This window comes from Streptomyces sp. VRA16 Mangrove soil (assembly GCF_017377775.1).
Classification (GTDB): Bacteria; Actinomycetota; Actinomycetes; order Streptomycetales; family Streptomycetaceae; genus Streptomyces.
On sequence record NZ_JAFVLN010000001.1, the window covers coordinates 1164193 to 1187421 of the forward strand.

Annotated in this window: 23 protein-coding genes and 1 pseudogene; 11 read left to right on the plus strand and 13 right to left on the minus strand. The window is 72.7% G+C overall.

What is annotated here, in order from left to right; translation table 11 throughout:
* Positions 1 to 143: 143 nt before the first annotated feature.
* The 3 genes from J3486_RS05190 (at position 144) to J3486_RS05200 (ending at position 3018) form a co-directional block, all read left to right on the plus strand.
* Complete coding sequence (locus J3486_RS05190; protein ID WP_207818720.1) at positions 144 to 1217, plus strand: 2-hydroxyacid dehydrogenase; 1074 nt, start codon at positions 144 to 146, stop codon at positions 1215 to 1217.
* Entirely contained in the window at positions 1214 to 2695 is a 1482-nt protein-coding gene (locus tag J3486_RS05195; protein ID WP_207818721.1) for an FGGY-family carbohydrate kinase, read from the plus strand. Before J3486_RS05190 ends, J3486_RS05195 begins: the two co-directional genes overlap by 4 nt.
* A 110-nt stretch (positions 2696 to 2805) precedes the next feature.
* Positions 2806 to 3018: a hypothetical protein gene (locus J3486_RS05200; protein ID WP_207818722.1), complete on the plus strand. Its 213-nt coding sequence runs from the start codon at positions 2806 to 2808 to the stop codon at positions 3016 to 3018.
* A gap of 21 nt (positions 3019 to 3039) precedes the next feature.
* Here J3486_RS05200 and J3486_RS05205 read toward each other — a convergent pair whose 3' ends face one another.
* From J3486_RS05205 to J3486_RS05225, 5 genes are all read right to left on the minus strand, one after another.
* Positions 3040 to 3954 carry a PDR/VanB family oxidoreductase gene (locus tag J3486_RS05205; RefSeq protein WP_207818723.1) on the minus strand — a complete coding sequence of 305 codons (915 nt, stop codon included), beginning with the start codon at positions 3952 to 3954 and terminating at the stop codon, positions 3040 to 3042.
* Positions 3951 to 4145: a hypothetical protein gene (locus tag J3486_RS05210; RefSeq protein WP_207818724.1), complete on the minus strand. Its 195-nt coding sequence runs from the start codon at positions 4143 to 4145 to the stop codon at positions 3951 to 3953. The genes J3486_RS05205 and J3486_RS05210 overlap by 4 nt, the downstream gene beginning before the upstream one ends.
* Positions 4142 to 5176 carry an aromatic ring-hydroxylating dioxygenase subunit alpha gene (locus J3486_RS05215; protein ID WP_207818725.1) on the minus strand — a complete coding sequence of 345 codons (1035 nt, stop codon included), beginning with the start codon at positions 5174 to 5176 and terminating at the stop codon, positions 4142 to 4144. The genes J3486_RS05210 and J3486_RS05215 overlap by 4 nt, the downstream gene beginning before the upstream one ends.
* A 95-nt stretch (positions 5177 to 5271) precedes the next feature.
* Positions 5272 to 6051, minus strand: coding sequence for an IclR family transcriptional regulator (locus tag J3486_RS05220; protein WP_207818726.1), 780 nt, complete (start codon positions 6049 to 6051; stop codon positions 5272 to 5274).
* Positions 6048 to 6857, minus strand: a complete 810-nt coding sequence (locus tag J3486_RS05225; protein WP_207818727.1) for an alpha/beta fold hydrolase — start codon at positions 6855 to 6857, stop codon at positions 6048 to 6050. The genes J3486_RS05220 and J3486_RS05225 overlap by 4 nt, the downstream gene beginning before the upstream one ends.
* A 128-nt stretch (positions 6858 to 6985) precedes the next feature.
* Here J3486_RS05225 and J3486_RS05230 point away from each other — a divergent pair, with 128 nt between their 5' ends.
* The 3 genes from J3486_RS05230 to J3486_RS05240 all read left to right on the plus strand — a co-directional run bounded on the left by J3486_RS05230 (position 6986) and on the right by J3486_RS05240 (position 9576).
* Positions 6986 to 8194: an ROK family transcriptional regulator gene (locus J3486_RS05230; RefSeq protein WP_307804688.1), complete on the plus strand. Its 1209-nt coding sequence runs from the start codon at positions 6986 to 6988 to the stop codon at positions 8192 to 8194.
* Positions 8191 to 9084, plus strand: a complete 894-nt coding sequence (locus tag J3486_RS05235; RefSeq protein WP_307804689.1) for a Cof-type HAD-IIB family hydrolase — start codon at positions 8191 to 8193, stop codon at positions 9082 to 9084. Before J3486_RS05230 ends, J3486_RS05235 begins: the two co-directional genes overlap by 4 nt.
* 138 nt (positions 9085 to 9222) lie before the next feature.
* Positions 9223 to 9576 (plus strand): HIT family protein, encoded by a 354-nt coding sequence (locus J3486_RS05240; RefSeq protein ID WP_307804690.1) that lies wholly within the window; start codon positions 9223 to 9225, stop codon positions 9574 to 9576.
* 31 nt (positions 9577 to 9607) lie between these two features.
* On the opposite strand, the pseudogene J3486_RS43890 reads toward J3486_RS05240, so the two are convergent.
* Positions 9608 to 10142 (minus strand): annotated as a pseudogene (locus J3486_RS43890) (GNAT family N-acetyltransferase); the annotation flags it as partial.
* Positions 10143 to 10246: 104 nt separating this feature from the next.
* Here J3486_RS43890 and J3486_RS05245 point away from each other — a divergent pair.
* Entirely contained in the window at positions 10247 to 10957 is a 711-nt protein-coding gene (locus J3486_RS05245; RefSeq protein WP_207818728.1) for a hypothetical protein, read from the plus strand.
* A gap of 12 nt (positions 10958 to 10969) precedes the next feature.
* Here J3486_RS05245 and J3486_RS43895 read toward each other — a convergent pair whose 3' ends face one another.
* Positions 10970 to 12388, minus strand: coding sequence for an SMI1/KNR4 family protein (locus J3486_RS43895; protein WP_229377410.1), 1419 nt, complete (start codon positions 12386 to 12388; stop codon positions 10970 to 10972).
* 267 nt (positions 12389 to 12655) lie between these two features.
* Between J3486_RS43895 and J3486_RS05255 the strand changes: the two genes are divergently transcribed.
* The 3 genes from J3486_RS05255 to J3486_RS05265 all read left to right on the plus strand — a co-directional run bounded on the left by J3486_RS05255 (position 12656) and on the right by J3486_RS05265 (position 15209).
* Positions 12656 to 13087 carry a hypothetical protein gene (locus J3486_RS05255; protein ID WP_207818729.1) on the plus strand — a complete coding sequence of 144 codons (432 nt, stop codon included), beginning with the start codon at positions 12656 to 12658 and terminating at the stop codon, positions 13085 to 13087.
* Between the two features lie 301 nt (positions 13088 to 13388).
* Positions 13389 to 14714 carry a lipase family protein gene (locus tag J3486_RS05260; RefSeq protein ID WP_207818730.1) on the plus strand — a complete coding sequence of 442 codons (1326 nt, stop codon included), beginning with the start codon at positions 13389 to 13391 and terminating at the stop codon, positions 14712 to 14714.
* A gap of 33 nt (positions 14715 to 14747) precedes the next feature.
* Positions 14748 to 15209 carry a RidA family protein gene (locus tag J3486_RS05265; RefSeq protein ID WP_207818731.1) on the plus strand — a complete coding sequence of 154 codons (462 nt, stop codon included), beginning with the start codon at positions 14748 to 14750 and terminating at the stop codon, positions 15207 to 15209.
* Positions 15210 to 15281: 72 nt separating this feature from the next.
* Here J3486_RS05265 and J3486_RS05270 read toward each other — a convergent pair whose 3' ends face one another.
* From J3486_RS05270 to J3486_RS05295, 6 genes are all read right to left on the minus strand, one after another.
* Positions 15282 to 16736: a SulP family inorganic anion transporter gene (locus tag J3486_RS05270; RefSeq protein ID WP_207818732.1), complete on the minus strand. Its 1455-nt coding sequence runs from the start codon at positions 16734 to 16736 to the stop codon at positions 15282 to 15284.
* 8 nt (positions 16737 to 16744) lie between these two features.
* Positions 16745 to 17326 carry a carbonic anhydrase gene (locus J3486_RS05275; RefSeq protein ID WP_207818733.1) on the minus strand — a complete coding sequence of 194 codons (582 nt, stop codon included), beginning with the start codon at positions 17324 to 17326 and terminating at the stop codon, positions 16745 to 16747.
* A gap of 858 nt (positions 17327 to 18184) precedes the next feature.
* The gene (locus J3486_RS05280; RefSeq protein ID WP_207818734.1) at positions 18185 to 19549 is read right to left on the minus strand and encodes an FAD-dependent oxidoreductase; all 1365 of its coding nucleotides are present in this window, start codon (positions 19547 to 19549) and stop codon (positions 18185 to 18187) included.
* 151 nt (positions 19550 to 19700) lie between these two features.
* Positions 19701 to 19898: a hypothetical protein gene (locus tag J3486_RS05285; RefSeq protein WP_207818735.1), complete on the minus strand. Its 198-nt coding sequence runs from the start codon at positions 19896 to 19898 to the stop codon at positions 19701 to 19703.
* Between the two features lie 98 nt (positions 19899 to 19996).
* Positions 19997 to 20782, minus strand: a complete 786-nt coding sequence (locus J3486_RS05290; protein ID WP_207818736.1) for an SAM-dependent methyltransferase — start codon at positions 20780 to 20782, stop codon at positions 19997 to 19999.
* A gap of 164 nt (positions 20783 to 20946) precedes the next feature.
* Positions 20947 to 21627 (minus strand): M15 family metallopeptidase, encoded by a 681-nt coding sequence (locus tag J3486_RS05295; RefSeq protein ID WP_207818737.1) that lies wholly within the window; start codon positions 21625 to 21627, stop codon positions 20947 to 20949.
* Positions 21628 to 21775: 148 nt separating this feature from the next.
* Between J3486_RS05295 and J3486_RS05300 the strand changes: the two genes are divergently transcribed.
* Positions 21776 to 22840, plus strand: coding sequence for a HAMP domain-containing sensor histidine kinase (locus tag J3486_RS05300; RefSeq protein ID WP_229377411.1), 1065 nt, complete (start codon positions 21776 to 21778; stop codon positions 22838 to 22840).
* Positions 22841 to 23229: the final 389 nt, after the last annotated feature.

Here is a 23229-nt window from a genome sequence, read left to right on the forward strand (position 1 = left end):
AGGTGCGGCCTTTCTGGATCCGGTGCGGATCCGGCTCTCTGAACTGGGGACATTGATAATTCAAATCCGCGATGTTAAATCTATCAGCTACCGGTGCGCCGGTCTCAGCTCGCACTCCCAGCTCGAAGAAGGGCCGCAGCCGTATGCGCATTCTCGCCGCCGGCGATCACTTCGTCCGTCCCGATCTGCTGCGTGCCGCGCTCGCCGCCGAACTGGCTGACCTGCCGGGGGAGTTGACGCCCGAGTTCCGCGACCTCACACTGCCCTGGCCGCACGAACCGTTCGGCCCCGTCGGCACGGTGATCGAGGCGAGCGGCACCGAGGACCAGCTCATCGAGGCGCTGGAGGGGGCCGGGATCTGCGTGACCCAGATGGCGCCGTTCACGGAGAAGGTGATCGCGGCCAGCCCCGGACTGCGCATGATCGCCGTCTCCCGCGGCGGCCCCGTCAACGTCGACCTGGCCGCCGCGACCCGGCACGGCGTCGCCGTCAGCTTCGCTCCCGGCCGCAACGCGCCGGCCGCCGCCGAGTTCGCGATCGGCCTGATGCTCGCCGCGATGCGCCGCATCACCACCGCCGATGCCGATCTCAAGAACGGCGTGTGGCGCGGCGACTTCTACGCGTACGAGGAGGGCGGCATCGAACTCGACGGCGCCACGGTCGGCCTCGTCGGCTACGGCGCCATCGGCCGGATCGTCGCCCGCGTCCTCACCGCCTTCGGCTCCCGCGTCCTCGCCCACGATCCCTACGCCGACCCGGCCGCCGTCCGCGCCGACGGCGTCGAACTCGTAGGCCTCGACGACCTGTTGCGCGCCAGCAACGTGGTGAGCCTGCACGCCCGCCTCACCACCGAGACCCACCACCTCATCGACGCGGACAAACTCGCGCTGCTCCCCGAGGGCGCCGTCCTGGTGAACTCGGCGCGCGGCGGCCTCCTCGACTACGCGCCGCTGCCCGGCCTGCTGCGCAGCGGCCGACTCGGCGCGCTCGCCCTCGACGTGTACGACGTCGAGCCCCCGCCCGCCGACTGGCCGCTGCACGACGCCCCCAACGTCGTCACCGCGCCCCACCTGGCCGGAGCCACCCGCCAGACCGCCCACCGGGCCGCCGCGATCACCGCCGCCGAGGTCGGCCGGTTCCTGCGCGGCGAGCCCCTCGCACACCCCGCCAACCCCGAGGTGACGCCGGACAACCGGCTGAAGGAGAGCAGGCCATGACCGACGCGGCACAGGGCACCCGAGGCACCGGCTCCGTCGTCATCGGCGTCGACATCGGCACGTCGGTCACCAAGGCCGTCGCGTTCGACGCCGACGGCACCCCGCTCGCCCGCGCCGCACGCCGCTCCCGCCTGGACCGGCTGCCCGGCGGCCGCGTCGAGCAGGACCTGGACGACGTCGTGCGCACCGTCGCGGAGGTCGTGCGCGAGACCGCCGCCGCGCTCACCGAGCCGCCCGCCGCGCTGGCGCTCACCGGGCAGGGCGACGGCCTGTGGCTGCGCGACGCCGACGGCCGTGCGGTACGGCCCGCGATCTCCTGGATGGACGGCCGCGCCGCCGACCGCGTCACCGACTGGCTCGCGGGCGGCACCGTCCAGGAGGTCTACGCGCACACCGGCTCCGGCATGTTCCCCGGCTGCCACGCCCCGTTGCTCTCCTGGCTTCAGGAGCACGAGCCCGAGGTGCTCGCCCGCGCCGCGACGGCCGGCTACTGCGTCGACGCCGTCGCCCAGCGCCTCACCGGACAGATATGTCTCGACGCGTCCGACGCCACGCTGCCCTTCCTCGACCCCGCCACGCGCACCTACTCCGCCGCGGCCCTCGCCGCCTGCGGCCTCACCGGCCAGGCCCGCCTCCTGCCCGCCCCCGCCACCCCCGGCACCGTCCTCGCGCTCGACGCGCACGGCGCCGAACTCCTCGGCCTGCCCAAGGGGCTGCCGCTCACCGCGGGCCCGTACGACCTGCCCGCCTGCGCCCTCGGCAGCGGAGTGCGCGAACCCGGCGACGGCATCGTCATCATCGGCACCACCCTCGCCTGCCAGGTCCTCACCGACGAGGCCCGCATCGACCCGGGCGCCGAACCCGCGGGCATGTGGCTGTGCATGCCGCAGCCCGGACGCTGGCTGCGCGCCATGCCCGCGATGGTCGGCACCGCCGCCCTCGAATGGGTCCTCGCCCTCACCGGCCGGACCACCGCCGACCTCGACGCACTCCTCGACGCCAGCCCGCCCGGCGCGGCCGGCGTCACGGCGCTCCCGTTCCTCTCCGAGGCGGGCGAGCGCGCCCCGTTCGTCGACCCCGCCGTCCGCGGCCGTCTCGACGGCCTCACCCTCGCCCACACCCCGGCCGACGCCGTCCGCGCGGTCTGCGAGGCCATCGGCTACGCCGCGCGCCACTGCCTGGAGGCCGCCGGACTCACCGGCACCCTCGCCGCGTGCGGAGGCGGCAGCCGCTCGGGACCGTGGGCCCAGCTCTTCGCCGACATCATCGGCCACCCGGTCACCATCCCCGTCGAGGAGGAGGTCGGCGCGCTGGGCGCCACCGCGGTCGCCCGCGCGGCCCTCGGCCTGCCGTCCGCCACCCGCCCGCGGCCCGTCCGCACCGTCACGCCGCGTGCCGAGGCCGCAAAGACGTACGAGATCGGATACGCGCGGTACAGGGCGGAACTGGAGTCGGCGCGAGTGCAGCGGCGGGCATAGCCGCGCGGCACCTTCGCGCCAACTGACGACAAGGTCCCTGCGGACCGGCGGAGTCCGCGTTACACAGGTAAGGAGGTGCGGGACCGCTCTGTGCAGGGGAGGGCCGTCGGGTGGACATCACAGTCGACGTCGCGGTGCTACTGGCGGTCATCGCGATCCTGCTGTTGCGCCGCCCGGTCCAGGCCAGAAAGCGCAGCGACACGCTCCTCACCATGATCATCGTGCTGATCCTGGGCATCCTGATCGCCCCCACCGAGTTCGGCCAGGGAGTGGTCAATATGGTGGGCCAGATCGCCAACTCCCTCTCCGGCATCGGCTCCTGAACCGCGGGCGGCCCGTCGGAGTCACAGGTCCAGTGTGAGCCGCCCTCCCTTCACGGCCCGCGACACGCACACCATCATCGTTTCGTTGCGGGCCTGCTCCTGCGTGGTGAGCACGCTGTCGCGGTGGTCGACCTCACCTGCGAGCACATCCGTCTCGCAGGTGCCGCACGTGCCCTCCGTGCAGGAGTACAGCACGTCGATCCCGGCGTCCTGGAGCGTCGCGAGGACCGACCGGTCCGCGGGGACCGTCAACGTGCGGCCCGACAGGGCGAGTTCGATCTCGAAAGCCTCGTCCGCGGCCGTGTCCGTCGCCACCGCAGTGAAGCGCTCGGTGCGCAGCGCACCGGGCGGCACGAGAGCTTCCACCGCGGTGAGCAGGGGCTCGGGGCCGCAGGCGTAGACGAGTTCACCGGGGCGCAGGTCCGCCAGGGCGGCCGGGAGGTCGAGCAGCCCCTCCTGGAGGTGCAGCCGGTCGGCGGGGTGGCGGGCCGCCAGTTCCGCTGTGAACGCCATCGATCGCAGCGCCCGCCCGCCGTAGTACAGCGACCAGGGGGCGTCGGCCTCGTGCAGCATCGGCAGGATCGGTGTGATGCCGATGCCGCCCGCCACGAACCGGTACGCCGAGGCGGGTTCGAGCGGGAAGTGGTTGCGCGGACCGCGGGCGCGGACCGCGCTTCCCTCCGTCAACTCGCCGTGCACATGGGCGGATCCGCCGCGCCCGGCCTCCTCGCGGAGCACGGCTATGCGCCACGCCGACGCGTCGCCGCCGCACAGCGAGTACTGCCGTTCCAGGCCGTCGCCGAGCAGGAGATCGACGTGGGCGCCCGGCTCCCAGCCGGGCAGCGGGCCGCCGTCCGGGCGGCGCAGCAGCAGGGAGACGACGCCGACGGCCTCCTGGCGGCGTTCGGCGACGACGAGATCGATCAACTCGCTCACGGATGACGGTCCTTGTCAGTGCTGGGGAGAGGGCTGGAGGGGCGACTGGACGGGTGATCGGGATGGGCGAGCATCCACTCCCACATGGCGACCGGATCCTGGTCCTCGTGCCGGGCGCCGCAGTGGCAGCGCCCGCTGAGCAGATCCGTGCCCGGCAGCCAGTCGATGCGGTAGACGGCGCCGCCGCTCATCCGGCGGCCAGCTTGGCGAGGATGCGGCGCGCGGCCAGGCCGCCGGTGTCGATGTTGATGCTCAGCTCCTGGTACCCGGCCGGCTCGGAGTCCAGCGAGCGCTGCAGCAGGTTCAGGGCGTCGACGTCCTGCATGACGACCGTGTGGTTGAAGTCCCGCAGGAACGTGGTGACTTCTTCGTCGTCGACCGCGAAATTGCGGGACACCGCCCAGAAGTCGTAGACCTTGCCCGGCGCGGACGGCGTGATCGCGTACGTGATCTCCGTGAGGAACGCGGGCGCGTCCTGGCCGGTCGGGGTGATCCGGGAGTGCAGCAGATACAGGCACGGTGCGTGGTACTCGATGTCCTGCAGCCGCTGGATGCGTCCCTCGATCCCGGTCGACCGGGCGTAGAACGGCGGGCACGCGGCGTCCATCATGTGACGCGACACGCGCACGATGCCCGCCTCCTCGTCGACCTCCGTCGTGATCGGCGTCTCGGCGACCTCCGGCGTTCCGATGTAGCCGCCGTGCAGATACGTCTCGTGCGACAGGTCGAGGAGGTTGTCGACGAGCAGTCCGTAGTCCGCGTCGATCGGCTCCATGCCCTGCACGGTCACCCAGCCGTCGGCGGCCAGGTGCGGGGCGCGCGGAATCGTGTCCGGGTCGGCGAGTTCGGGGTCGCCGACCCACACCCACACCATGTTGTCGACCTCGGCCACCGGGTACGAACTCACCCGCGCGGTACGGGGGATGCGCTTCTGCCCCGGCACGAACACGCACGTGCCCGTCGTGTCGTACGTGAACCCGTGGTAGCCGCACACGACCCGGTCGCCGTCCAGGCTGCTCGCCGACAGCGGATAGCGGCGGTGCACGCACCGGTCGGCGAGGACCACGGGATCGCCCGCCTCGGTGCGGTAGAGGGCGAGGTGTTCGCCGAGGACGGTGCGGCCGAGCAGCTCGCGACCCACCTCCGACGACCAGGCGGCGACGTACCACTGGTCGCGGGCGAAGGCCGATCGGTTCTGCTGAGAGGTCGGGGCAGAGGTCATGGCAGGTGTCCCTCCTGGCATCGCGCGCGGCTCCGTCGCCGCGCGTCGCTGACCAGGGTGGTGACGTGGGCCACATCTCCACAACAGCGCTTCCGTCAGGCGGAAGCCGGAGGCGGGGACGGTGCGGGAGTCGAGACGGGTTGCCAGCCGAGCGCACGCGAAATGCCCCGTCCGGCCAGTTGCACCGCCGGGATCAGCGCAGGTGTCCGCGCGCCCGCCACCGGTACGACGACAGAGACCGCCGCGATCACGTCGCCGCGCGGCCCGCGCACCGGAGCCGCCACCGACACCGCGTCGTCGGTGATCTGACGCTCGCTCACCGCGATCCCCGAGCGCCGTATCTCGGCGAGCATCCGGCGCAGCCGCGCCGGGTCCGTCACCGTGTGCGGCGTGAAGGCGGCGAGGCTCTCGGCCGCGTACGCCTCCTGGAGCCCCGGCTCGCCGTGGGCGAGGAGCACGAGACCCACGCCGGTGGCGTGCAGCGGCCAGCGCGCGCCGACCCGCGAGTGGACGCCCACCGCGCTGCGCCCCGACAGCCGCTCGATGTAGACGACGTCGTGGCCGTCGCGGACGGCGAAGTGCACGTTCTCGTGCGTGGCCTCGTACAGGTCCTCCAGGAACGGCAGTGCCGCCTGGCGCAGCCCCAGGCCGCGCGGCGCCAGCGCGGCCAGCTCCCACAGTCGCAGCCCCACGTGGTAGCGGCCGGCGTCGTCCCGTTCCAGGGCGCCCCACCCGGCGAGCGCGCCGACCAGCCGGTGCGCGGTGGCCAGCGGCAGGTCGGCGCGGCGGGCCAGCTCGGTGAGCGTGAGCGCCTGATGGTGCTGGTCGAACGCGCCGAGGACATCGAGCAGCCGGTCGGGGGCGGAGCGGGTCACTGTGCGACGCGGGAGCGCAGGAAGGCCAGGAGCACGGCGTTGAACCGGTCCGGCTGCTCGGCGCCCGGCAGATGCCCGGCCCCGTCGATCACCGCGAGATCGGCGTCCGGGATCAGCTTCGCGATCGACTCGGCCTCGGCGACGGGCGTGTACACGTCGTCCGCGCCGACCACGACGAGCGCGGGCACCCGGGCCGCGGCCAGCGACTCCCGGTAGTCGGGGCGCTCGGCCCGGCCGCGCAGCGCCGCCGCCGCACCCCGCGGGTCGGTGCCGCGCATCATGGCGAGCACCGCGGCGGCGACGTCCGGCAGCGCGGTCACGTTGTACGCGGCGAGCATCTTGTCGATGACCTCGTGCGCGTACCCGCTCATCCCCTCGGCGAGCAGCCGGTCCGCGAGACGGTTGCGGAACGCCTTGCCGTCCTCGGTCTCGGCGGGCGCCGACGTGTCCGAGAGCACGAGCGCCGCGGTCCGCCCGGGGTGGCGCAGATGGAACTCCATGGCGATCTGCCCGCCCATCGAGACCCCGCCGACCACGGCCCGCTCCACGCCCACGTGGTCGAGGAGCGCGAGCACGTCGTCGGCGAACCGGGACAGCAGCACCTGTCCCTCGGTGATCCCGCTCTCGCCGTACCCGCGCAGATCGGGCGTCAGCACCCGGTACCCGGCGGCGGCGAGGGCCTCCGCCTGGGGGGCCCACAGACTGCGGTTGAAGGGATGGCCGTGCACCAGGACGACGGGCAGACCGTCCTCGGGACCGTGATCGGCACAGCGCAGAACGGCGCCGTCCACCGTGAGTCGAATCATCGGAGGAACGTACGGCGCCCACGGCCGGGCGATCAAGGGGTTACGGGGAGACAGGCAGGTGGGAACCGGCGGACGGTCTCCCCGCGACTCTAGGAAGGACTCCTTACTGAAATGGTTAGACTGGCGGGGTGACCTTGTCGAAGCCGATGCCGCGCCCCTCCCTGGAGATGCTGCGCGCGCTCACCGACGAGAACGTGCTGCGCGCCCTGATGGCCGAGCCGCGCCTCACCCGCGCCGAGATCGCCGCCCGCACCGGCATCTCCAAGCCCACGATCTCCGACAGCGTGCAGCGGCTGAACCGGACCGGGCTGGTCGTCGACACCGGCGAGCGCACCACGGGACGCGGCCGCGTCGGCTCGTACTACGGGCTCGCGCCGCGGCTCGGCGCCGCGCTGGTCGTCGGGATCACTCCGTACGGCGTGACGGCCGAGGCGGTCGACGCCCTCGGCCGCGTCCGGGTGCGGGAGGAGACGCGGTTCGGGCCCGACGCCACGCCCCGGGCGATCGGCGCCGCCCTGGACGCGACCGTGCGGGCGGTCGCCACATGCGCCGAGGGCGGTCTGCGCACCGGCGTGGTCAGCGCCGCCGACCCCGTCGACCGCACCACGGGCCGCCTCGTGCACCTGCCCGACGCGCCCTTCCTGGTCGGCGACCTCGACCCGCCGGCCGTCCTCGCCCCGTACGTCGACGGACCCGTCCTCGTGGACAACGACGTGAACTGGGCGGCCCGCGCCGAACACGCCGACGGGCACGCCCGCGGCATCGACGACTTCGTCTACCTCCACCTCGGCGAGGGACTGGGCGGCGCCGTCGTCTCCGACGGGGAGGTGCGCCGCGGCCACCACGGCTTCGCCGGCGAGATCGCCCACCTCAGCGTGCCAGGACCGGACGGCACGGCCATGGCGCTCACCGAGGTGTTCGCCGCGCTCGGCCTGCGCAGACCGGGCTCCACCGCCGTCGACGTCGACGCCCTGCACGTCCGGCTCGCCGCCCCCGACGAGCGGGGCGCGCGCACCCGCACCGTCCTCGCCGACGCCGTCGGCGCCGTCCTCGCGGCCGCCGTCGCCTTCGCCGACCCGCGCACCGTCGTCGTCGGGGGCGCCTGGGGCCCCGCCCTGGTCCCCGCGCTCGACGCCCGCTTCGGCCGCGGCCCACGCCCGGTTCCCGTCACCGCCGCGGGACTGTCCGACCCCGAACCCGCCGGAGCCCGCGCCCACGCCGTCGACCGCCTGCGCGCACTCATCGTGCGCTCGGCCCACCCGGCCCTGACCGATTCCGGCCGACGACCCTTCCGACCGCCCACGCCATCGACCCCGCCGACCCAGGAAACACCGTGACCACGCACCGCACCGCGACCGCCACCACTGCCACCACCGCCTCCACCCCGCCGGACATCCGACTCGTCGTCACCGACATGGACGGCACGCTCCTCGACGCCGACGGCCGCATACCCGACGCCGTGTGGCCGCTCCTCGCGGAACTGAACCGGCGCGGCATCGTCTTCTGCCCCGCCAGCGGCCGCCAGTACGCCACCCTCGCCGCCCAGTTCGCCGCCGTGGACGACGGCGGCATGGTGTACGTCGCGGAGAACGGCACCTATGTCGTCCGTGGCGGCGCCGAGATCAGCTCGGACGTGCTGGACCCCGCCGTGGTGTCCTGGATCGTCGAGTCGATCCGTCAGCTCGCCGACGGGACCGTCGATGAGAACGCCGAGGAGCGCGCGGACGTCGGCGTCGTCGTCTGCGGCAAGCAGTCCGCGTACGTGGAGCGTTCCGACGATGCGTTCATGACCGAGGTCCGCAAGTACTACCGCAACCACCGGATCGTCGACGACGTCACTGCCGTCGAAGACGACGTCATCAAGGTCGCCGTCTTCGACTTCGGCCAGGCGGAACGGGCCGTCGCCCCGGCCCTCGCTCCCCTCACCGAGACTCACCAGGTCGTCGTCTCGGGCGCGCACTGGGTCGACGTCATGAACCTCACCGCCAACAAGGGCGTCGCCGTCCGCCGCCTGCAGCGCGAACTCGGCATCACGCCCGCCCAGACCATGGTCTTCGGCGACTACCTCAACGACCTGGAGATGCTGGACGCCGCCGACTGGTCGTACGCCATGCAGGAAGCGCACCCCGAGGTCGTGCGCCGGGCCCGCCACCGGGCCCCCTCGCACACCGACAACGGTGTCGTGCGCACGGTCCGAGAGGTCCTCGCCCTGCCCGCACAGCGCTGACCGCACGCCACGACAGGGCATCGTGGACGCATGACATCGCCACAGCCCCGGCCGGCCGACTGTTACCCGTGCGCCCACGAGACCCGCTTCGACGAACTGCCCCCGCGCGAACGCGTCGCCCACGACGACCACTAGCGCGTGGTCCACTCGTTCACCAGCGCGCTGCCCGGCTGGCTCGTCCTGCTGCCACGTCGCCATGTGACCGCGGTGCACGACCTCACGGACGCCGAGGCCGCCTCCCTCGGCCTCTGGCAGGTCCGGCTCTCGCGGGCGCTGCGCGCGGTCACCGGCTGCGCGAAGACGTACGTCGTCCAGTTCGCGGAGGCCGAGGGTTTCGCGCACGTGCACTTCCACGTCGTTCCGCGCGCGGCGCAGCTGCCCGAGACCCAACGCGGCCCGGGGATCTTCGAGTTGCTGCGCCGCCCGGAGCACGAGCGGGTGGGCGCGCAGGAGATGGACCGACTGGCGCTCGCCCTGCGCGCCCGTCTGTGAGCAGGGCGCGGGGCGGCAGGACTCGGACGCGCGGGCCCGGCTTCCGGTCCTCGGCGAGAAGGCCGAGGGTCACCTCGTCCAGGAACGCGCCGCGCACCCACGCCGAGGAGCGCGGCACGCCCTCGCGGACGAAGCTGTTGCGCTCGGTGGAGCGGAGCATCGCGTGGTTGTCCGACGGCGTCTTGGCCTGCAGTTGCTGCGGACCGAGTGCGACGAACCCGCAGTAGCACAGGGCCGCGACGACGTCCGTGCCGTACCCCTTGCCGCGGGCGACGGGAGCAGGCCCAGGCCGATGTGCGCGGCGCGGTGGTGGTGGTCGATGCCTCCCAGGGTGACCGTGCCGACCAGGGCGCAGCCCTCCAGTTCGACGACGGAGAACGGCACATGACCCTCGGCCGCGTCTCGTCCGCCACGTGCCGCGGGTCCTTCGCCCCGGGCGCGATCGGCCGCCACACTCCGGCCTCGACCCGCGAGGAGTCGACCAGGTCGTCGTGGACCTCGGTCCGCGGCACCGGTATGTCGTCGTCGTGCCGGGCACTCAGCCCGATCCTGTCGCCCTTCAGCATCCGGGCTTCCTGTCCCAACGGCCCGATGACCGGCAACCGTTGACGGCTGCCCCGGCCGCGGAACTCGGTGGCGCCGGGCCGGTTCCCTCAGCCATGATCCACTCATGACGCCGCAGCATCGCACCCTGATCCGGACCGCCGCCCGCAACAACGCCCTGTGGTGCGCCGCCATGAGCGGCACGCACGGCGTGTCCGGTGAGGTGGGGGACGAGGCGTGGACGGCCCCGGCGCGCACACCCCTGTACTACCCGGACGCGGTGACCCTGGTCCCCGGAGCGGACGCCGACGCGCTCGTGGCACGGATCGACACCGCGGCGCCGGGCGCCACCGTGAAGGACAGCTTCGGTGATCTCGATCTGACCGGCGCCGGGTTCCAGATCCTCTTCGAAGCCACCTGGATCCACCGCCCGGCCGACGCCCCCGCGCCCGCCGGCACGCCCTCCTGGACCGTGGTCGAGGACGCGGACAGCCTGCGCGCCTGGGCCGAAGCCTGGGACGACGGCGACGGCGCGGCGGACCTCTTCGGTCCCCGACTCCTCGACGAGAAGCAGGTGTTCGTGATCGCGACGCACGACGGCGCCGGGCGGATCACCGCGGGAGCCGTCCTGAACCGTGACGCCGGAGCCGTCGGCGTCTCGAACGTCTTCGCGCACGACGCTCCCGCGGACACCGCCTGGCGGGTCGCGCTGGACGCCGCCCACCACCTCGCCCCCGGCCTGCCGGTGGTCGGGTACGAACACGGCGACGACCTCGCGGCGGCGCTGCGGCACGGATGCGAGCCGATCGGTGAGCTGCGTGTGTGGCTCCGCCCCTGAACACGAGCTACGTCAGCCGGCGGCACCGCCCCAGGCCGGCAGGGAGACACCGGCCGCGTCCGTGACGGCGACGACCCGGCACCCCATGTGCCGCACCGCGGCGAAAAGCCGCTCCCGCACCCGGTCGCCGTCCTCGGGCGGGAAACCGACCCGGATCTGGTGCGGGCGCGTCATGTCGTACGTGAGCAGCCAGTCCGTGCCCACGGTCGCGAAGTGATCCTGTCCCGCCCCGCCGTCGTCGGCGCGCCACGCACCCCGGTCCACGGTCGGGGCGAGCGCCTCGCGCAGCCGCCGCAGTCGTTCCTCGTGGTCGGCCGACCCCTGCGACAGCCGCAGACAGCGGTGGGCGCGCGGGCGGAACGCGTTGAACCAGGGCGCCAGATCCGGCTCCATGGCGCCGAGCAGTGGTGAGTCGATCCGTCCGGCGAGCCAGCCCTCAAGGAACACGGCGGTTCCCCCGGCGTACGTCTCGTGCTCTCCGGCGCGGCCCCGCACCACGACCGGCCAGTCGGCCGGTGCGCCGGACACGAGCCAGCACAGCCGGTCCGCGTCGATGCTGCCGCCCCAGACGAGCAGCGGCCCCGGAGCGGTGTCCGGGCGGAACCGGTCGACATGGTTGTACGGGCTCGTGCCGAACGGCGTGCGCAGATACAGGACGTCGGCGAACTCGCCCCATCCGTAGGTCTCGACGAGCCACCGGTAGTCGGCGGGCAGCCGGGTACCGAGCGTGTCCTCGACGGCCCGCCAGTCCCCGCGGGCGTCCACGGGAGCGACGGGCGGCGGCGCGAGCCGCGTCAGGCGGGCGCGCACGGTGTCGTCGAGTTCCCGGTCAGGCATGCGGGAAGCGTAGACACAGCGGGGAGGCGGGCTCGCCACCGGGTCATGCGGGGGCGGCCGTCTCCGTGGCGTGGCGGCGTTCGCGGGCGAAGCCCAGGCCGAAGGCGAGCGCCGGGATCCCGAGCAGAACGGTGGCTGCCGTCGTCGAACCACGACGCCGATCACCCCGCAGGTCCACAGCCACCACGGCGCGGACGGCCCGCCGTAGGAACGCACCAGTGTGTCGAGGGCGACGCCGAGGTAGCCGTACACCGACACCTGCACCGCCGTGTACGTGGCGACGGCCAGGAACGCCGCGCCGAGCCCGGCCCGCGCCCCGAGGCCCTCGTCGACGTACGCCGAGAACGCGCCCGCCCGCCGCACGTGCCGGGCCATCGCGCAGAACCCGGCGGAGAACAGCAGCAGCACCCCGCAGCAGACGGCGAACGCCGCCGGATACGCGGGCCCGTCGCCCAGCGCGATGCCGAGCGGCACCGCCCCGCCGACGACGGTCAGCGGCGCGGCGGCCGCGAGCACCATCAGCACGATCGAGGCGGTGCCGAGCGAACCGCGCAGCCGTCCGGTGGGCGCGGACGGACTCGCCGTAGGGGTCACGTGGCCTCCAAAGGGCCATGGGGAGCGGGCGTGCGGCAGGCTCAACGGCCGCGCCGGCCCTCCCGTCACTGCCGCGGCCCCCGCGGCCGGGGCGGCGTGGTTCTGGCGCCGCCCCGTGCGCCGCTCCGTGCCTCAACCTCCCGTCATGCGCCGCATGCTCTCCCTCTGCGCGTGCGGTGCGCCCCCTCCACGGGGCTTCGCGCCGCACAGCCCGGGTGATACCGCTGGAGACAGGGATCGACGGCAGGGCTGAGGAAAGGATTCGGCATGGCACACCAGGCACACCTGGAGGCGGGCCGGCTGTCCGCCATAGTGAAGATCCTCGACCGCGCCGACGGCCATCTCAGCGCCGCCGTGCGCGAATGGAGCGCGGTACCGGCCCGTACCGACGACCGCGACCTGCGGGGCATCCAGTCGCTGCTCGACGTCTCGCGCAGCGCGTCCCACGACGTGACCTGCGCGGTGCGGCACGCGGGGAGCGGGGATCTGGCGCGGGCCCAGGCTCATCTGGAGGCGGCGCGCACGGCTCCGGACAAGCACACCGCGCTCGCGGCCGCCATGCCCCGGCCGCTGCCCCAAGGAGTGCGCACCGCCCTCCAACTCCTGCGTGGGATCCGGGGGTTCTTCAGCGCGGAGGCCGAGGACGCCTTCGTCCGAGCCCTCAGGAGCGACCTGCACCCCGAGCGTCTCGCGAGCTGACGCCGAGAACGGGGCGTACGTCCGCCCGGAGGCGGGCAGGATTGACTTCGCCGACCACCCGTGCGGCACCGGAACCTGACCCCGGTGTCGCACGGGTTTCTTTGTACCCTTCAGCCGGCGGGAGCGGCCCCGCGCCGTGGCCCGGCCCGAAGTCCCGCGCATCACCGGCAAGTTACTGGATCGTAACCTCCCGGGCGCTACCCGCGGTAACGGCCTGGTCGGTAGCGTCCCCGCGACGCGTGGGGACGGTGGGACGTCCGTCCGCGCGCCGTAGCTTCCGCCTGCGCTCAGGAGGTCCGCCATGCCCGCCCCCACCCGTCTGCTGGCCGCCGCCGTCACCGTCGCCGCCTGCATCGGAGCCCAGGCCGGGCCCGTCGCGGCCGCGGCCGACACCCCCGAGAATGAGGTCTCGCGCGGTGTCACGATCCCCACGTTCTACAACCCGCCGGCCCAACTCCCGGACGCCGACGGCAGCGTCATCCGCAGCGAACCCCTGCCGCTCGCGCTCAGCCTGCCGACCCTGCACGGCCCGCTTCCGGGCAAGGCCACCCGCCTGATGTACAAGACCACCGACTCCACCGGCGGCCCCGCCGCCGCGACCGGCGCGTACATCGAGCCCACCGCCACGTGGCGCGGCAGCGGCCCCCGCCCGCTCGTCGCGCTCGCCCCCGGCACACAGGGCCAGGGCGACCAGTGCGCGGCCTCGCTCGGCCTGGAGCACCCGGTCAACTTCAACGGGCAGACCTTGTCCGTCGGCTACGAGGACCTGGCGATCTACCGCCTCCTCGCCAAGGGCGTCGCCGTCGTCGTCACCGACTACATCGGCCTGGGCGCCACCGACCGGCTGCACACCTACGTCAACCGGCTCGACGAGGCCCACGCCGTGCTCGACGCGGTCCGCGCCGCCCGCTCCCTCAAGGGCACCTCGGTGACGGCCGACTCGCGCGTCGGCCTGTTCGGCTACAGCCAGGGCGGCGGCGCCACCGCCGCGGCCGCCGAACTCCAGCCCGCCTACGCCCCCGACGTCAGGCTCTCCGGCACCTACGCGGGGGCGCCCCCCGCCGACCTCGCCGCGACCACCAAGGCGATCGACGGCACCGACCTCGTCGGCGCGCTCGGCTGGTCCCTCAACGGATTCCTGCAGTCCGACCCGGAGCTGCGGCCGATCGCCGAGGCCCACCTCAACGACAAGGGCCGCGCCGCACTCAAGGACCTGTCCACCCTGTGCGTCGGCGACGCGATCTTCTCCTACAGTTCGCGGCGCAGCTCGTCCTGGACGAAGGACGGCAAGACGCTCGAACAGATCATCCGGGCCGAGCCGCGCCTCCAGGAGTTCCTCGACCGGCAGCGCATCGGCACCATGAAGCCCACCAGCCCCGTCCGCGTGGCCACCGGCGTCAGCGACAACCTCGTTCCGCACGGCCAGGCCCGCCAACTCGCCGTCGACTGGTGCGCCAAGGGCGCCGACGTCACGTACAAGCCGGTGCTCCTGCCCGACGTCGGCCGCGCGCTCATCAACCACTTCGGCCCGCTCCTGACCGACCAGGGCGCCGCCGTGAACTGGCTGACCGACCGGCTGGCGGGCGAGCCCGCCGCCTCCCAGTGCGGCGCCCTGTCCAGCAGGTAAATCGGGCGAGGCACAGGCGGGTGCTGTGGCAGCATGACCGGGCTCCACGCCCGTGGCAGCACCCGCCCGAAGGGAACCCCGGCCGTGCCCCGCTCCGTCACGCTGATCCGCTCCGCCGCACTCTCCGACGTCGCCGAGTACGCCTACGCCGCCACGGCACCCGCCGACGCCCGGCTCGTCTTTCTCGCCGGGGCCTGCCCGCTGGACGAGAAGGGCGCGACCGTGGCCGTCGGCGACCACCTGGGACAGGCGGCCCAATGCGTCGCCAACCTGCGCACCGCCCTCGCCGAGGCCGGCGCCACGATCGAGGACGTCATCAGCACGCGCGTCCTGGTGGCCACGACCCGGCAGCAGGACCTGGGCGCCGTCTGGCGCGTCGTCAGGGACGCCTTCGGCGACCACGACGTGCCCAGCACCCTCATGGGCGTCACCGTGCTCGGGTACGCGGACCAGCTCGTCGAGATCGAGGCCGTCGCGGCGGTCCTGGACGAGTGACCGTACGGCCGGCGCGCAAGGGAAAAGGCCCGACTGCCGTGGAGGCGCACGGCAGTCGGGCCCGGACCCGGATCAGGACGAGGTGACCCTCACCGGTTCCGTCTCGGGGGAACTGTGCCGCTGCGCCCAGTTCTCCAGCGCCGTGCGGCAGGCGTGGTCGAGATGGTGCAGACCCGACAGGTTCACCTCGACCGGACGGTCGTGCGGCAGGGCCTCCAGACTGTCCAGGATCTTCGGGAGCCGCAGGAACGTGGCGTTGCCCGACAGGTGCGCCTGCACCGGGCCCGACCCCTTGTCCACGACCTCCAGCTTCACCTGCGAGGCGTCCCACGCCGTCTTCGCGACGGACAGCGCCACACCGACCAGCACCCCTTCGAACATGCTGACCGCCACGATCGACACCGCGGTGACCGACAGGATCAGGACTTCGCCACGGTGCTCACGCCACAGACCCGCCACGGCCCGTACGGGAATGAGCTTCGCCCCGGCGTGCACGAGCACGCCCGCGAGCGCGGGGATCGGGATGTGGGCGAGCACGCCGGGCAGCAGCGCCGCGAACAGCAGCAGCCACACACCGTGCAGGACGCGCGAGGCCTTCGTCCGCGCACCCGCCTGTACGTTGGCCGCGCTGCGCACGATCACCGCGGTCATCGGCAGCGCGCCGAGCACACCGCACACCGCGTTGCCCGCGCCCTGCGCCATCAACTCCTTGTCGTACGCGGTCCGCGGGCCGTCGTGCATCCGGTCCACGGCCGCCGCACTGAACAGCGACTCGGCCGAGGCGATCAGGGTGAACGCCACGATCGTGCCGATCAGGCCGAAGCCGGCGAGCTCGCCGAATGCGGCCGCTGACGGCGGCTGCACGGACTCGAAGAGGCCGCTGACCTCGACGGTGGCCACCGGCAGGTCCAGGACGACCGCGGCCGACGTCGCGAGCCCCACCGCGGCCAGCGGTCCGGGAACCACGCGGGCCCGCTGCGGCAGGTGCTTCCACAGCACCAGGACCGCGACGGTCCCCGCGCCGAGGCCGAGCGCGGCCAGTGAGCGCGTGCTGCCGAGCGCGTCGGCGAACGCCCCGGGCAGCCCGGCTATCTTGCCGATCCCGGAGTCCGGCGCCTTCATCGCGAGCAGTGCGTACAGCTGCCCCGCGATGAGCACGAGCCCGATGCCGGCGAGCATTCCTTCCACCACCGACACGGAGATGGCCCGGAAGTAGCGTCCCACCTTGAGGGCGCCCATGCCGATCTGGAGCAGCCCGGTGGCGAGCACCACGACGCCGAGCACCGGCAGACCGAACTCCTGCACCGCCTCGTACACGAGGACGGTCAGCCCGGCCGCCGGACCGGAGACCTGGAGGCTGCTGCCCCGCATCAGGCCGGTGACGATGCCGCCGACGATGCCGGTCACCAGGCCCAGCTCGGCGGGGACCCCGGAGGCCACGGCGACGCCCACGCACAGGGGCAGCGCGACCAGGAAGACGACGAGTGAAGCGGTGAAGTCCTGCTTGACATGAGGGTATTTGGTCATCAGGGCACTCACAGGGCCTCGAACGTGTCGGTGGCGGCGCGGTGTTCGCGGACGCCCCCGGTGTGCACTTCGTAGTACCAGCCGCGCAGCCGGACCCGCCCGTCCGTGAGCCGCCGTTGGACGGCCGGGTACGAGCGCAGGCGCAGCAACTGGGCGAGGACGTGTTGCTGCACGGCCTCGGCGACGGTTGGGTCGGACGGATCGTCGGCGGCGGGGGAGTCCGCGGCGTGGGCGAGCCAGTCGCGCACGGCGGGTACGGCCGCCAGGTCGTCGCCGCGTACCAGGGCGCCGATGGCGCCGCAGTGCGAGTGCCCGCAGACGACGATGTCCCGGACGCCGAGGACTTCCACGGCGTACTCGATGGTGGCGGCCTCGCCGCAGGGTCGGTCGGTGGCGTACGCGGGCACGATGTTGCCCGCGGTGCGCAGCTCGAAGAGCTCGCCGGGGCGGGCGCCCGTGATCAGGGCCGGCACCACCCGTGAGTCGGAGCAGGTGATGAAGAGGACCTGCGGCGACTGGCCTTCGGCGAGCCGGGCGAACTCCTCAGGGCGTTGTCCGAACGTACGGGCGTTGTCGATGAGGGGCTGCATGAGTACTGATTCCTCCTGGCGCGCCGTGGGGTGCGCGTCGGGTTGGCAGGACGGGTGCATCGGGTTCGGGGCGCGATCCGCTCGGACGCGTGTGCGGGAGCGAACGGATGTGTGACGGCGCGGCGCGACCGCGGTGGCGCGACGGCGCACGGGAGGTATGTCGCGCGAGACCTCTCACCTCGGAACATGCGCCCCCTCTCCTGTTCTTGTGCACCAAGAAAGAGCCAATAGAAGGTCAACTACTGGTCAAGGGGAAGATTAGCTGTGCAAAGGTGATCGCGGGGTTAACACGACGTTGCGGAGCTGAGGATGCGTGGAAAGTGCGGTTCGTTTGGCGCGAACGCCGCGGTGGGGCACGGCGATTGAGCCGCCGTGACGCGTTTCCCCCGGGCGCGCGACGTCGGGGGAGCGGTCGCCGCCGGGGGCCGTGAGGCCCGCGCCGGGGGCGACCGCCCGCGCGCGGCGCCGGGGCTCCCCTCCCCGGCGTCGCGCGTACTCCGCCCTCAACGGCGCCGGGATGTGCGGGAGTTCACCCCGGGGCGTCCGCGAGGACGAAGGGCCGGGCTGCGTGTCGGCGTGTGACGCGGCTCCGGCCGTCCTGGCCGCGGCCCGGGGACAGGGGGCCTCAACTCCCGTGCGGCATATGCGCAACGCGGCCGCAGTCGAGAGTCTGAACAGCACCTTAGGCCGAAACGGAGCGCAGGCACAGACCCTGCATATATGCCGCCTTCCTCCGATGGGTGCTGGTGGACCGCAGGGGGCGGTGAAACGCCTGTGGGGAGCGGAACGCGGTGCACGCGTTCCGCTCCCCACAGGAAGCGGGTCGGCGGAGCCGACCCGGAATGCGGCCGACGGCCGTCAGGCGCCGCTGGCGTCGAGCATCTCGTCCCGCTCGACGATCTTCACGCGCTCGCGGCCCTGCGGCTCGCCCAGCGCCTTCTCGGCGGCGTCCAACTGGTACCAGCCCTCCCACGTGGTGTAGCGGACGCCCCGCTCACCTAGGTACGTCTCGACGGCCTCCGGCGCGGGGGAGTCCGGCGTGTGCAGCCGGCCCGCGGCGAAGTCGTCGAGCAGGCTGCCGACCGTCTCGTTGGCGTCGCCCTTGGTGTGGCCGATCAGGCCGATCGGACCGCGCCGGATCCAGCCGGTGACGTACGTGGACGGCAGGTGCTCCCCGCTGTCCTCGATGACCCGTCCGGCCTTGTCGGGAACCGTGCCGGAGGCCAGATCCCAGGGCAGCTTGGGCAGTTCGTCGGAGAGGTAGCCGACCGCGCGGTACACCGCGGTGACGTCCCAGTCGGTGTGCGTGCCGGTGCCCTTGACGTTCCCCGTGCCGTCCAGCTCGGTGCGCTCGGTGCGCAGACCGACGACCTTGCCGTCCTCGCCGAGGATCTCGCTGGGCGACTCGAAGAAGTGCAGGAACAGCTTGTGCGGCCGCTCGCCGATGTCGCGGATCGCCCAGTTCTCCAGGGTCTTGGCGACCATGTCGGCCTGCTTGTTGCCGCGCCGGGTGGCGATGGAGCCCTCGTCGTAGTCGATGTCCTCGGGGTTGACGATGACCTCGATGTTCGGCGAGTGGTCCAGCTCGCGCAGCTCCATCGGGCTGAACTTGGCCTGGGCGGGACCGCGCCGCCCGAAGACGTGGATCTCGCGGGCCCTGTTCGCCTTGAGCCCGTCGTACACGTTGCCGGGGATCTCGGTCGGCAGCAGCTCGTCGGCGGTCTTGGCCAGGATGCGGGCCACGTCGAGCGCGACGTTGCCGACGCCGAGCACGGCGACCTTCTCCGCCTCCAGCGGCCAGGTCCTGGGCACGTCGGGGTGCCCGTCGTACCAGGACACGAAGTCCGCCGCGCCGTAGGAACCCTCGAGGTCGATCCCCTGGATGTCCAGCGCCCGGTCGGCGGTGGCCCCGGTGGAGAAGATCACGGCGTCGTAGAAGGAACGCAGCGTGTCGAGGTCGATGTCGCGCGGGTAGTCGACATTGCCGAAGAGCCGGATCTGGGGCTTGTCGAGAACCTGGTGCAGGGCGGTGACGATGCCCTTGATCCGGGGGTGGTCGGGAGCCACGCCGTAGCGGATCAGGCCGAAGGGGGCCGGCATGCGCTCGAAGAGGTCGATGGAGACCCCGGGTTCGTCGGCCGTCGCGGACTTGAGCAGCGCGTCAGCGGCGTAGATGCCGGCGGGGCCGGCTCCGACTATGGCGACCCGCAGAGGGCGAGGCATGGTGAGGTTCCCTTCGAGTGGGGCGGGTGGTGCTCGAAGGGAATCTTAAAGTAAGGCAAGCCTTAGTTGGCAGGCGGGTCCGGTCTATGAGCCCATAAGGATCGTTTATGGGTTCGATTGGTGATCCTTTGAGGGACCCGCACCCTGGACCTCAGTCGCTGTCGCCGCCGGCACTGTTGCTCGTGCCGCGTCGGCTCCCCTTCGCCGCCGCGCCCACCACCTCGGCCAGCCCGACGGTGACGGCCGACACGACGCGGACCCAGCGCGGTCCGCCGCTGGCGGCCCACACCGTGCACACGAAACCGAAAGCGACGAGCGCGACCAGGACGAACAGCAACAGCGTGATCATGAGCTCCCCGTGAGGTGTGGCCGGGCCTGCGGGGCAGGCCCGGGCCCGTGGTCGATTCCGGAGATCATCTCAGGTCGGGCGGCCGGCGGCGCCGGTCCTCAGGGGGTGCGGGCGACGCCGACGTAGAACCCGCTGAGCTCGGGGGTGGGCGCCGGGGTGTCCTTGTACCAGTGCGTGGCGGTGACCAGGCCGGGGTCCACCAGGTCGAGCCCCGCGAAGAACGGTTCGACCTCGTCGCGGCTGCGCATCCGCAGCGGAATCTCGCCCTCCCGGTACGTGGTCCGCACCGACTGCGCCAGGTGCGGATGCTCGTCGGTGGTCCCGTGGGAGAGCACGAGGTAGCTGCCCGAGGGCAGGGCGTCGACGAGGGTGCGCGTGAGGGCGTACGGGTCCTCCTCGTCGGTGATGAAGTGCATCAGCGCGATCATCGACAGGGCGATGGGCCGGCTGAAGTCCAGGAACGTGCGGGCGTGATCGAGGATCGCCTGCGGCTGCCGGACGTCCGCCTCGATGTAGTCGGTCGCTCCCTCGGGGCTGCTGACCAGCAGCGCCTGGGCGTGCCGCAGCACGATCGGGTCGTTGTCGGCGTAGGCGATCCGCGCCGTGGGCACGATGCCCTGCACGATCTGGTGCAGGTTGGGCCGGGTCGGGATGCCGGTGCCGATGTCGAGGTACTGGTCGACGCCGGCGCCCGCCAGCCAGGCGGCCGCGCGGTGCATGAACGCCCGGTTGCGCAGCGCGTTGTCCCGCGCCTGGGCCGGCAGTTTCTGCGCCACCGCCTGGTCGACGGGGTAGTTGTCCTTCCCGCCCAGGAGCCAGTCGTACACCCGTGCCGGATGCGGTCTGCTGGTGTCGATGCGGCTGGGAACGGGCTGCGCCGTCATGTGGGGCTCCACCGTGGTTCGGATCGGACTGGCTCGGACTGCGGGACGGAACTGTCGAAGTCCCGGCGATTATGGCATTGGCCAGGAGGTGGCACACAGTTGCCGGTTGGGGGGAGGCCGGGCTCATCTTCCGTACGGGGGCGGCGGGTTGGAGGAGCGGGGTGTCACTGCCGCATCCGGGGATCCTCGGTCGGGTCCGCGTACATCGCGGGGCAACCGCTCTGGTCGGCGTCCGCACGCAGCTCGTAGTGCCAGGCCTCGTTGCGGTAGATCTGGCACAGGCCGTACGCGGCACCGTGCCGGGACAGCCACGCGGTCGCGTCCGCGCGACCGAGATCGACCGCTTCGCCCTTCACATGGGGCGAGGTCGTCGCGGTGGCGACCCGGCGGGCCGCCTCGTCCGCGGAACCGTACTCGGCGACGGCGCGGCGCAACAGCTGGTCCTGATAGGCCTTGGAGCGCCAGCCGCTGTTGACGTAGAACGTGACGCCGTCCCGGCCGGCCGCCTTTGCGGCCTTCTGCAGGGCGGTCCGCAGATTCGGATCCAGGTTGGCCACGGCGGGGACCGCGTCGTCGAAGACCGTCACACCGTCGGGGACGACCCCGTCGGCCGCGCCGACCGCCCCCTGACGCGCGCCGGGTGGTGACGCGGGCTCCTTCCCGTGCGGGGAGCGCTCGGCGGATGCGGACGGCCGGCCCGAGGGCGTCGTCCCGGCGGACGAGGATCCCGTCGGCCAGCGGATCAGGGCCACCACGAGCGCCGTGACGCCCGCTGTCAGGGCCAGGAGCAGAATCCGGCGGATCCTGCGGGAGGGTGTGCGTGCGGATGACGGACTGTGACTCATGGCGCCAGTCAAGGCAGCGCCGTGTTCCCGGGCCGTATGGGGTTTTCGATATGCCGACGATATGGGGCGGCTCGTACCGTGAGGATCATGCGTGTGCACCCCGGCCACGACCTCCACGAAAGGGACGTCCGTGCGTAGAGAGCCCGGGATGAGTGTCCGCCTCAAGCTGACCCTGAGCTATGCCGGGTTCCTGATGCTGGCCGGTGCCCTGCTGCTGTTCGCCGTCGCCGTGTTCCTGCTCCAGCAGGGCTGGCTGCAGACGAACGAGTCCGGGAAGGTGAGGGTGACCCCGGGCACCGTGTTCGTGCGCGGCTTCGCCCCGACGGCGGCCGGGGTGCTGGTGTTCCTGCTGCTGTTCGGCCTGCTCGGCGGTTGGATCCTCGCGGGCCGCATGCTCGCGCCCCTCAACCGCATCACCGACGCCACCCGCAGGGCCGCCGCCGGATCCCTCGACCACCGTGTCCACCTGCCCGGCCGGCAGGACGAGTTCCGTGAACTCGCCGACGCCTTCGACACGATGCTCGCGCGCCTCGAAGCCCACGTCGCCGAGCAACGCAGGTTCGCGGCCAACGCCTCGCACGAACTGCGCACCCCCCTCGCGACTTCGAAGGCCCTGCTCGACGTGGCGCGCACCGACCCCGACCGCATCACCCGGCAACTCGTCGACCGCCTCAGCACCGTCAACACCCGGGCGATCGACCTGACCGAATCACTGCTCCTGCTCAGCCGCGCAGACCAGCGCTCCTTCACCCCGGAAGACGTCGACCTGTCCCTCCTCGCCGAAGAGGCCACCGAGACGCTGCTGCCCCTGGCGGAGAAGAACGGGGTCACCCTCCACATCCGTGCGCACCCCGCCACGGCGGCGGGATCACCGGCGCTGCTGCTGCCCCTGGCCATGAACCTCGTGCACAACGCGATCGTCCACAACCTGCCCGGTGGCGGCACGGTGTGGATCGACACGGACACCGGCCCGGACACCGCGCTGCTCACCGTCACCAACACCGGCGAACACCTCACCCCCGAACGGGTCTCGACCCTCACCGAGCCCTTCCAGCGCGGCACCGACCGCACGCACACCGACCAGGCGGGCGTCGGCCTGGGCCTGGCGATCGTCAGGACAATCACTCGCGCCCACGACGGCACCCTCACCCTCGTCCCCCGCGAGGCGGGCGGCCTGCGCATCACCGTCGAACTGCCCACGCGCAGGCGGTGACGGGGCCCGTTCGCGGGACGCCGCTGCTTCGTCGCGCCCCGGGCGAACCCGTTGTGCCCCAGTACGGTCAGGCAGCATCCGAGTACGACCGCGGGAGTCTGCGGCCGGGCCTCCGTCATCCGCAGCAACGCGGGACTCACTCGTTCCCGGCCCTGTTCCAGGCGTATGCAGTAGTCGGTGCTCGCCCCTGCCGGCATCGGGACCTCCTCCCGCCGCAAGCCCGCCACCCGCCGCCTGCCCCGGCAGGCAGTCCGACGTCCTGGGGCTGGGTGAGTTCGCGTCGCGCCCGGAGAAACAGTCCGAGCGGGTTCTCGCAGGCCATGTCCCTCAGGCTGGGGCGGACAGTGCGAGGACGGGGGCCGCGCGACTCCCGTGATCGGCGCCGGGTG

Coding starts and splice junctions, on each gene's coding strand:
- J3486_RS05190 (WP_207818720.1), top strand. CDS start 144: ATGCGCATTCTCGCCGCCGGCGATCACTTCGTCCGTCCCGATCTGCTG.
- J3486_RS05195 (WP_207818721.1), top strand. CDS start 1,214: ATGACCGACGCGGCACAGGGCACCCGAGGCACCGGCTCCGTCGTCATC.
- J3486_RS05210 (WP_207818724.1), bottom strand. CDS start 4,145: ATGAGCGGCGGCGCCGTCTACCGCATCGACTGGCTGCCGGGCACGGAT.
- J3486_RS05215 (WP_207818725.1), bottom strand. CDS start 5,176: ATGACCTCTGCCCCGACCTCTCAGCAGAACCGATCGGCCTTCGCCCGC.
- J3486_RS05225 (WP_207818727.1), bottom strand. CDS start 6,857: ATGATTCGACTCACGGTGGACGGCGCCGTTCTGCGCTGTGCCGATCAC.
- J3486_RS05245 (WP_207818728.1), top strand. CDS start 10,247: ATGACGCCGCAGCATCGCACCCTGATCCGGACCGCCGCCCGCAACAAC.
- J3486_RS05255 (WP_207818729.1), top strand. CDS start 12,656: ATGGCACACCAGGCACACCTGGAGGCGGGCCGGCTGTCCGCCATAGTG.
- J3486_RS05260 (WP_207818730.1), top strand. CDS start 13,389: ATGCCCGCCCCCACCCGTCTGCTGGCCGCCGCCGTCACCGTCGCCGCC.
- J3486_RS05265 (WP_207818731.1), top strand. CDS start 14,748: ATGACCGGGCTCCACGCCCGTGGCAGCACCCGCCCGAAGGGAACCCCG.
- J3486_RS05270 (WP_207818732.1), bottom strand. CDS start 16,736: ATGACCAAATACCCTCATGTCAAGCAGGACTTCACCGCTTCACTCGTC.
- J3486_RS05275 (WP_207818733.1), bottom strand. CDS start 17,326: ATGCAGCCCCTCATCGACAACGCCCGTACGTTCGGACAACGCCCTGAG.
- J3486_RS05280 (WP_207818734.1), bottom strand. CDS start 19,549: ATGCCTCGCCCTCTGCGGGTCGCCATAGTCGGAGCCGGCCCCGCCGGC.
- J3486_RS05285 (WP_207818735.1), bottom strand. CDS start 19,898: ATGATCACGCTGTTGCTGTTCGTCCTGGTCGCGCTCGTCGCTTTCGGT.
- J3486_RS05290 (WP_207818736.1), bottom strand. CDS start 20,782: ATGACGGCGCAGCCCGTTCCCAGCCGCATCGACACCAGCAGACCGCAT.
- J3486_RS05295 (WP_207818737.1), bottom strand. CDS start 21,627: ATGAGTCACAGTCCGTCATCCGCACGCACACCCTCCCGCAGGATCCGC.
- J3486_RS05300 (WP_229377411.1), top strand. CDS start 21,776: ATGAGTGTCCGCCTCAAGCTGACCCTGAGCTATGCCGGGTTCCTGATG.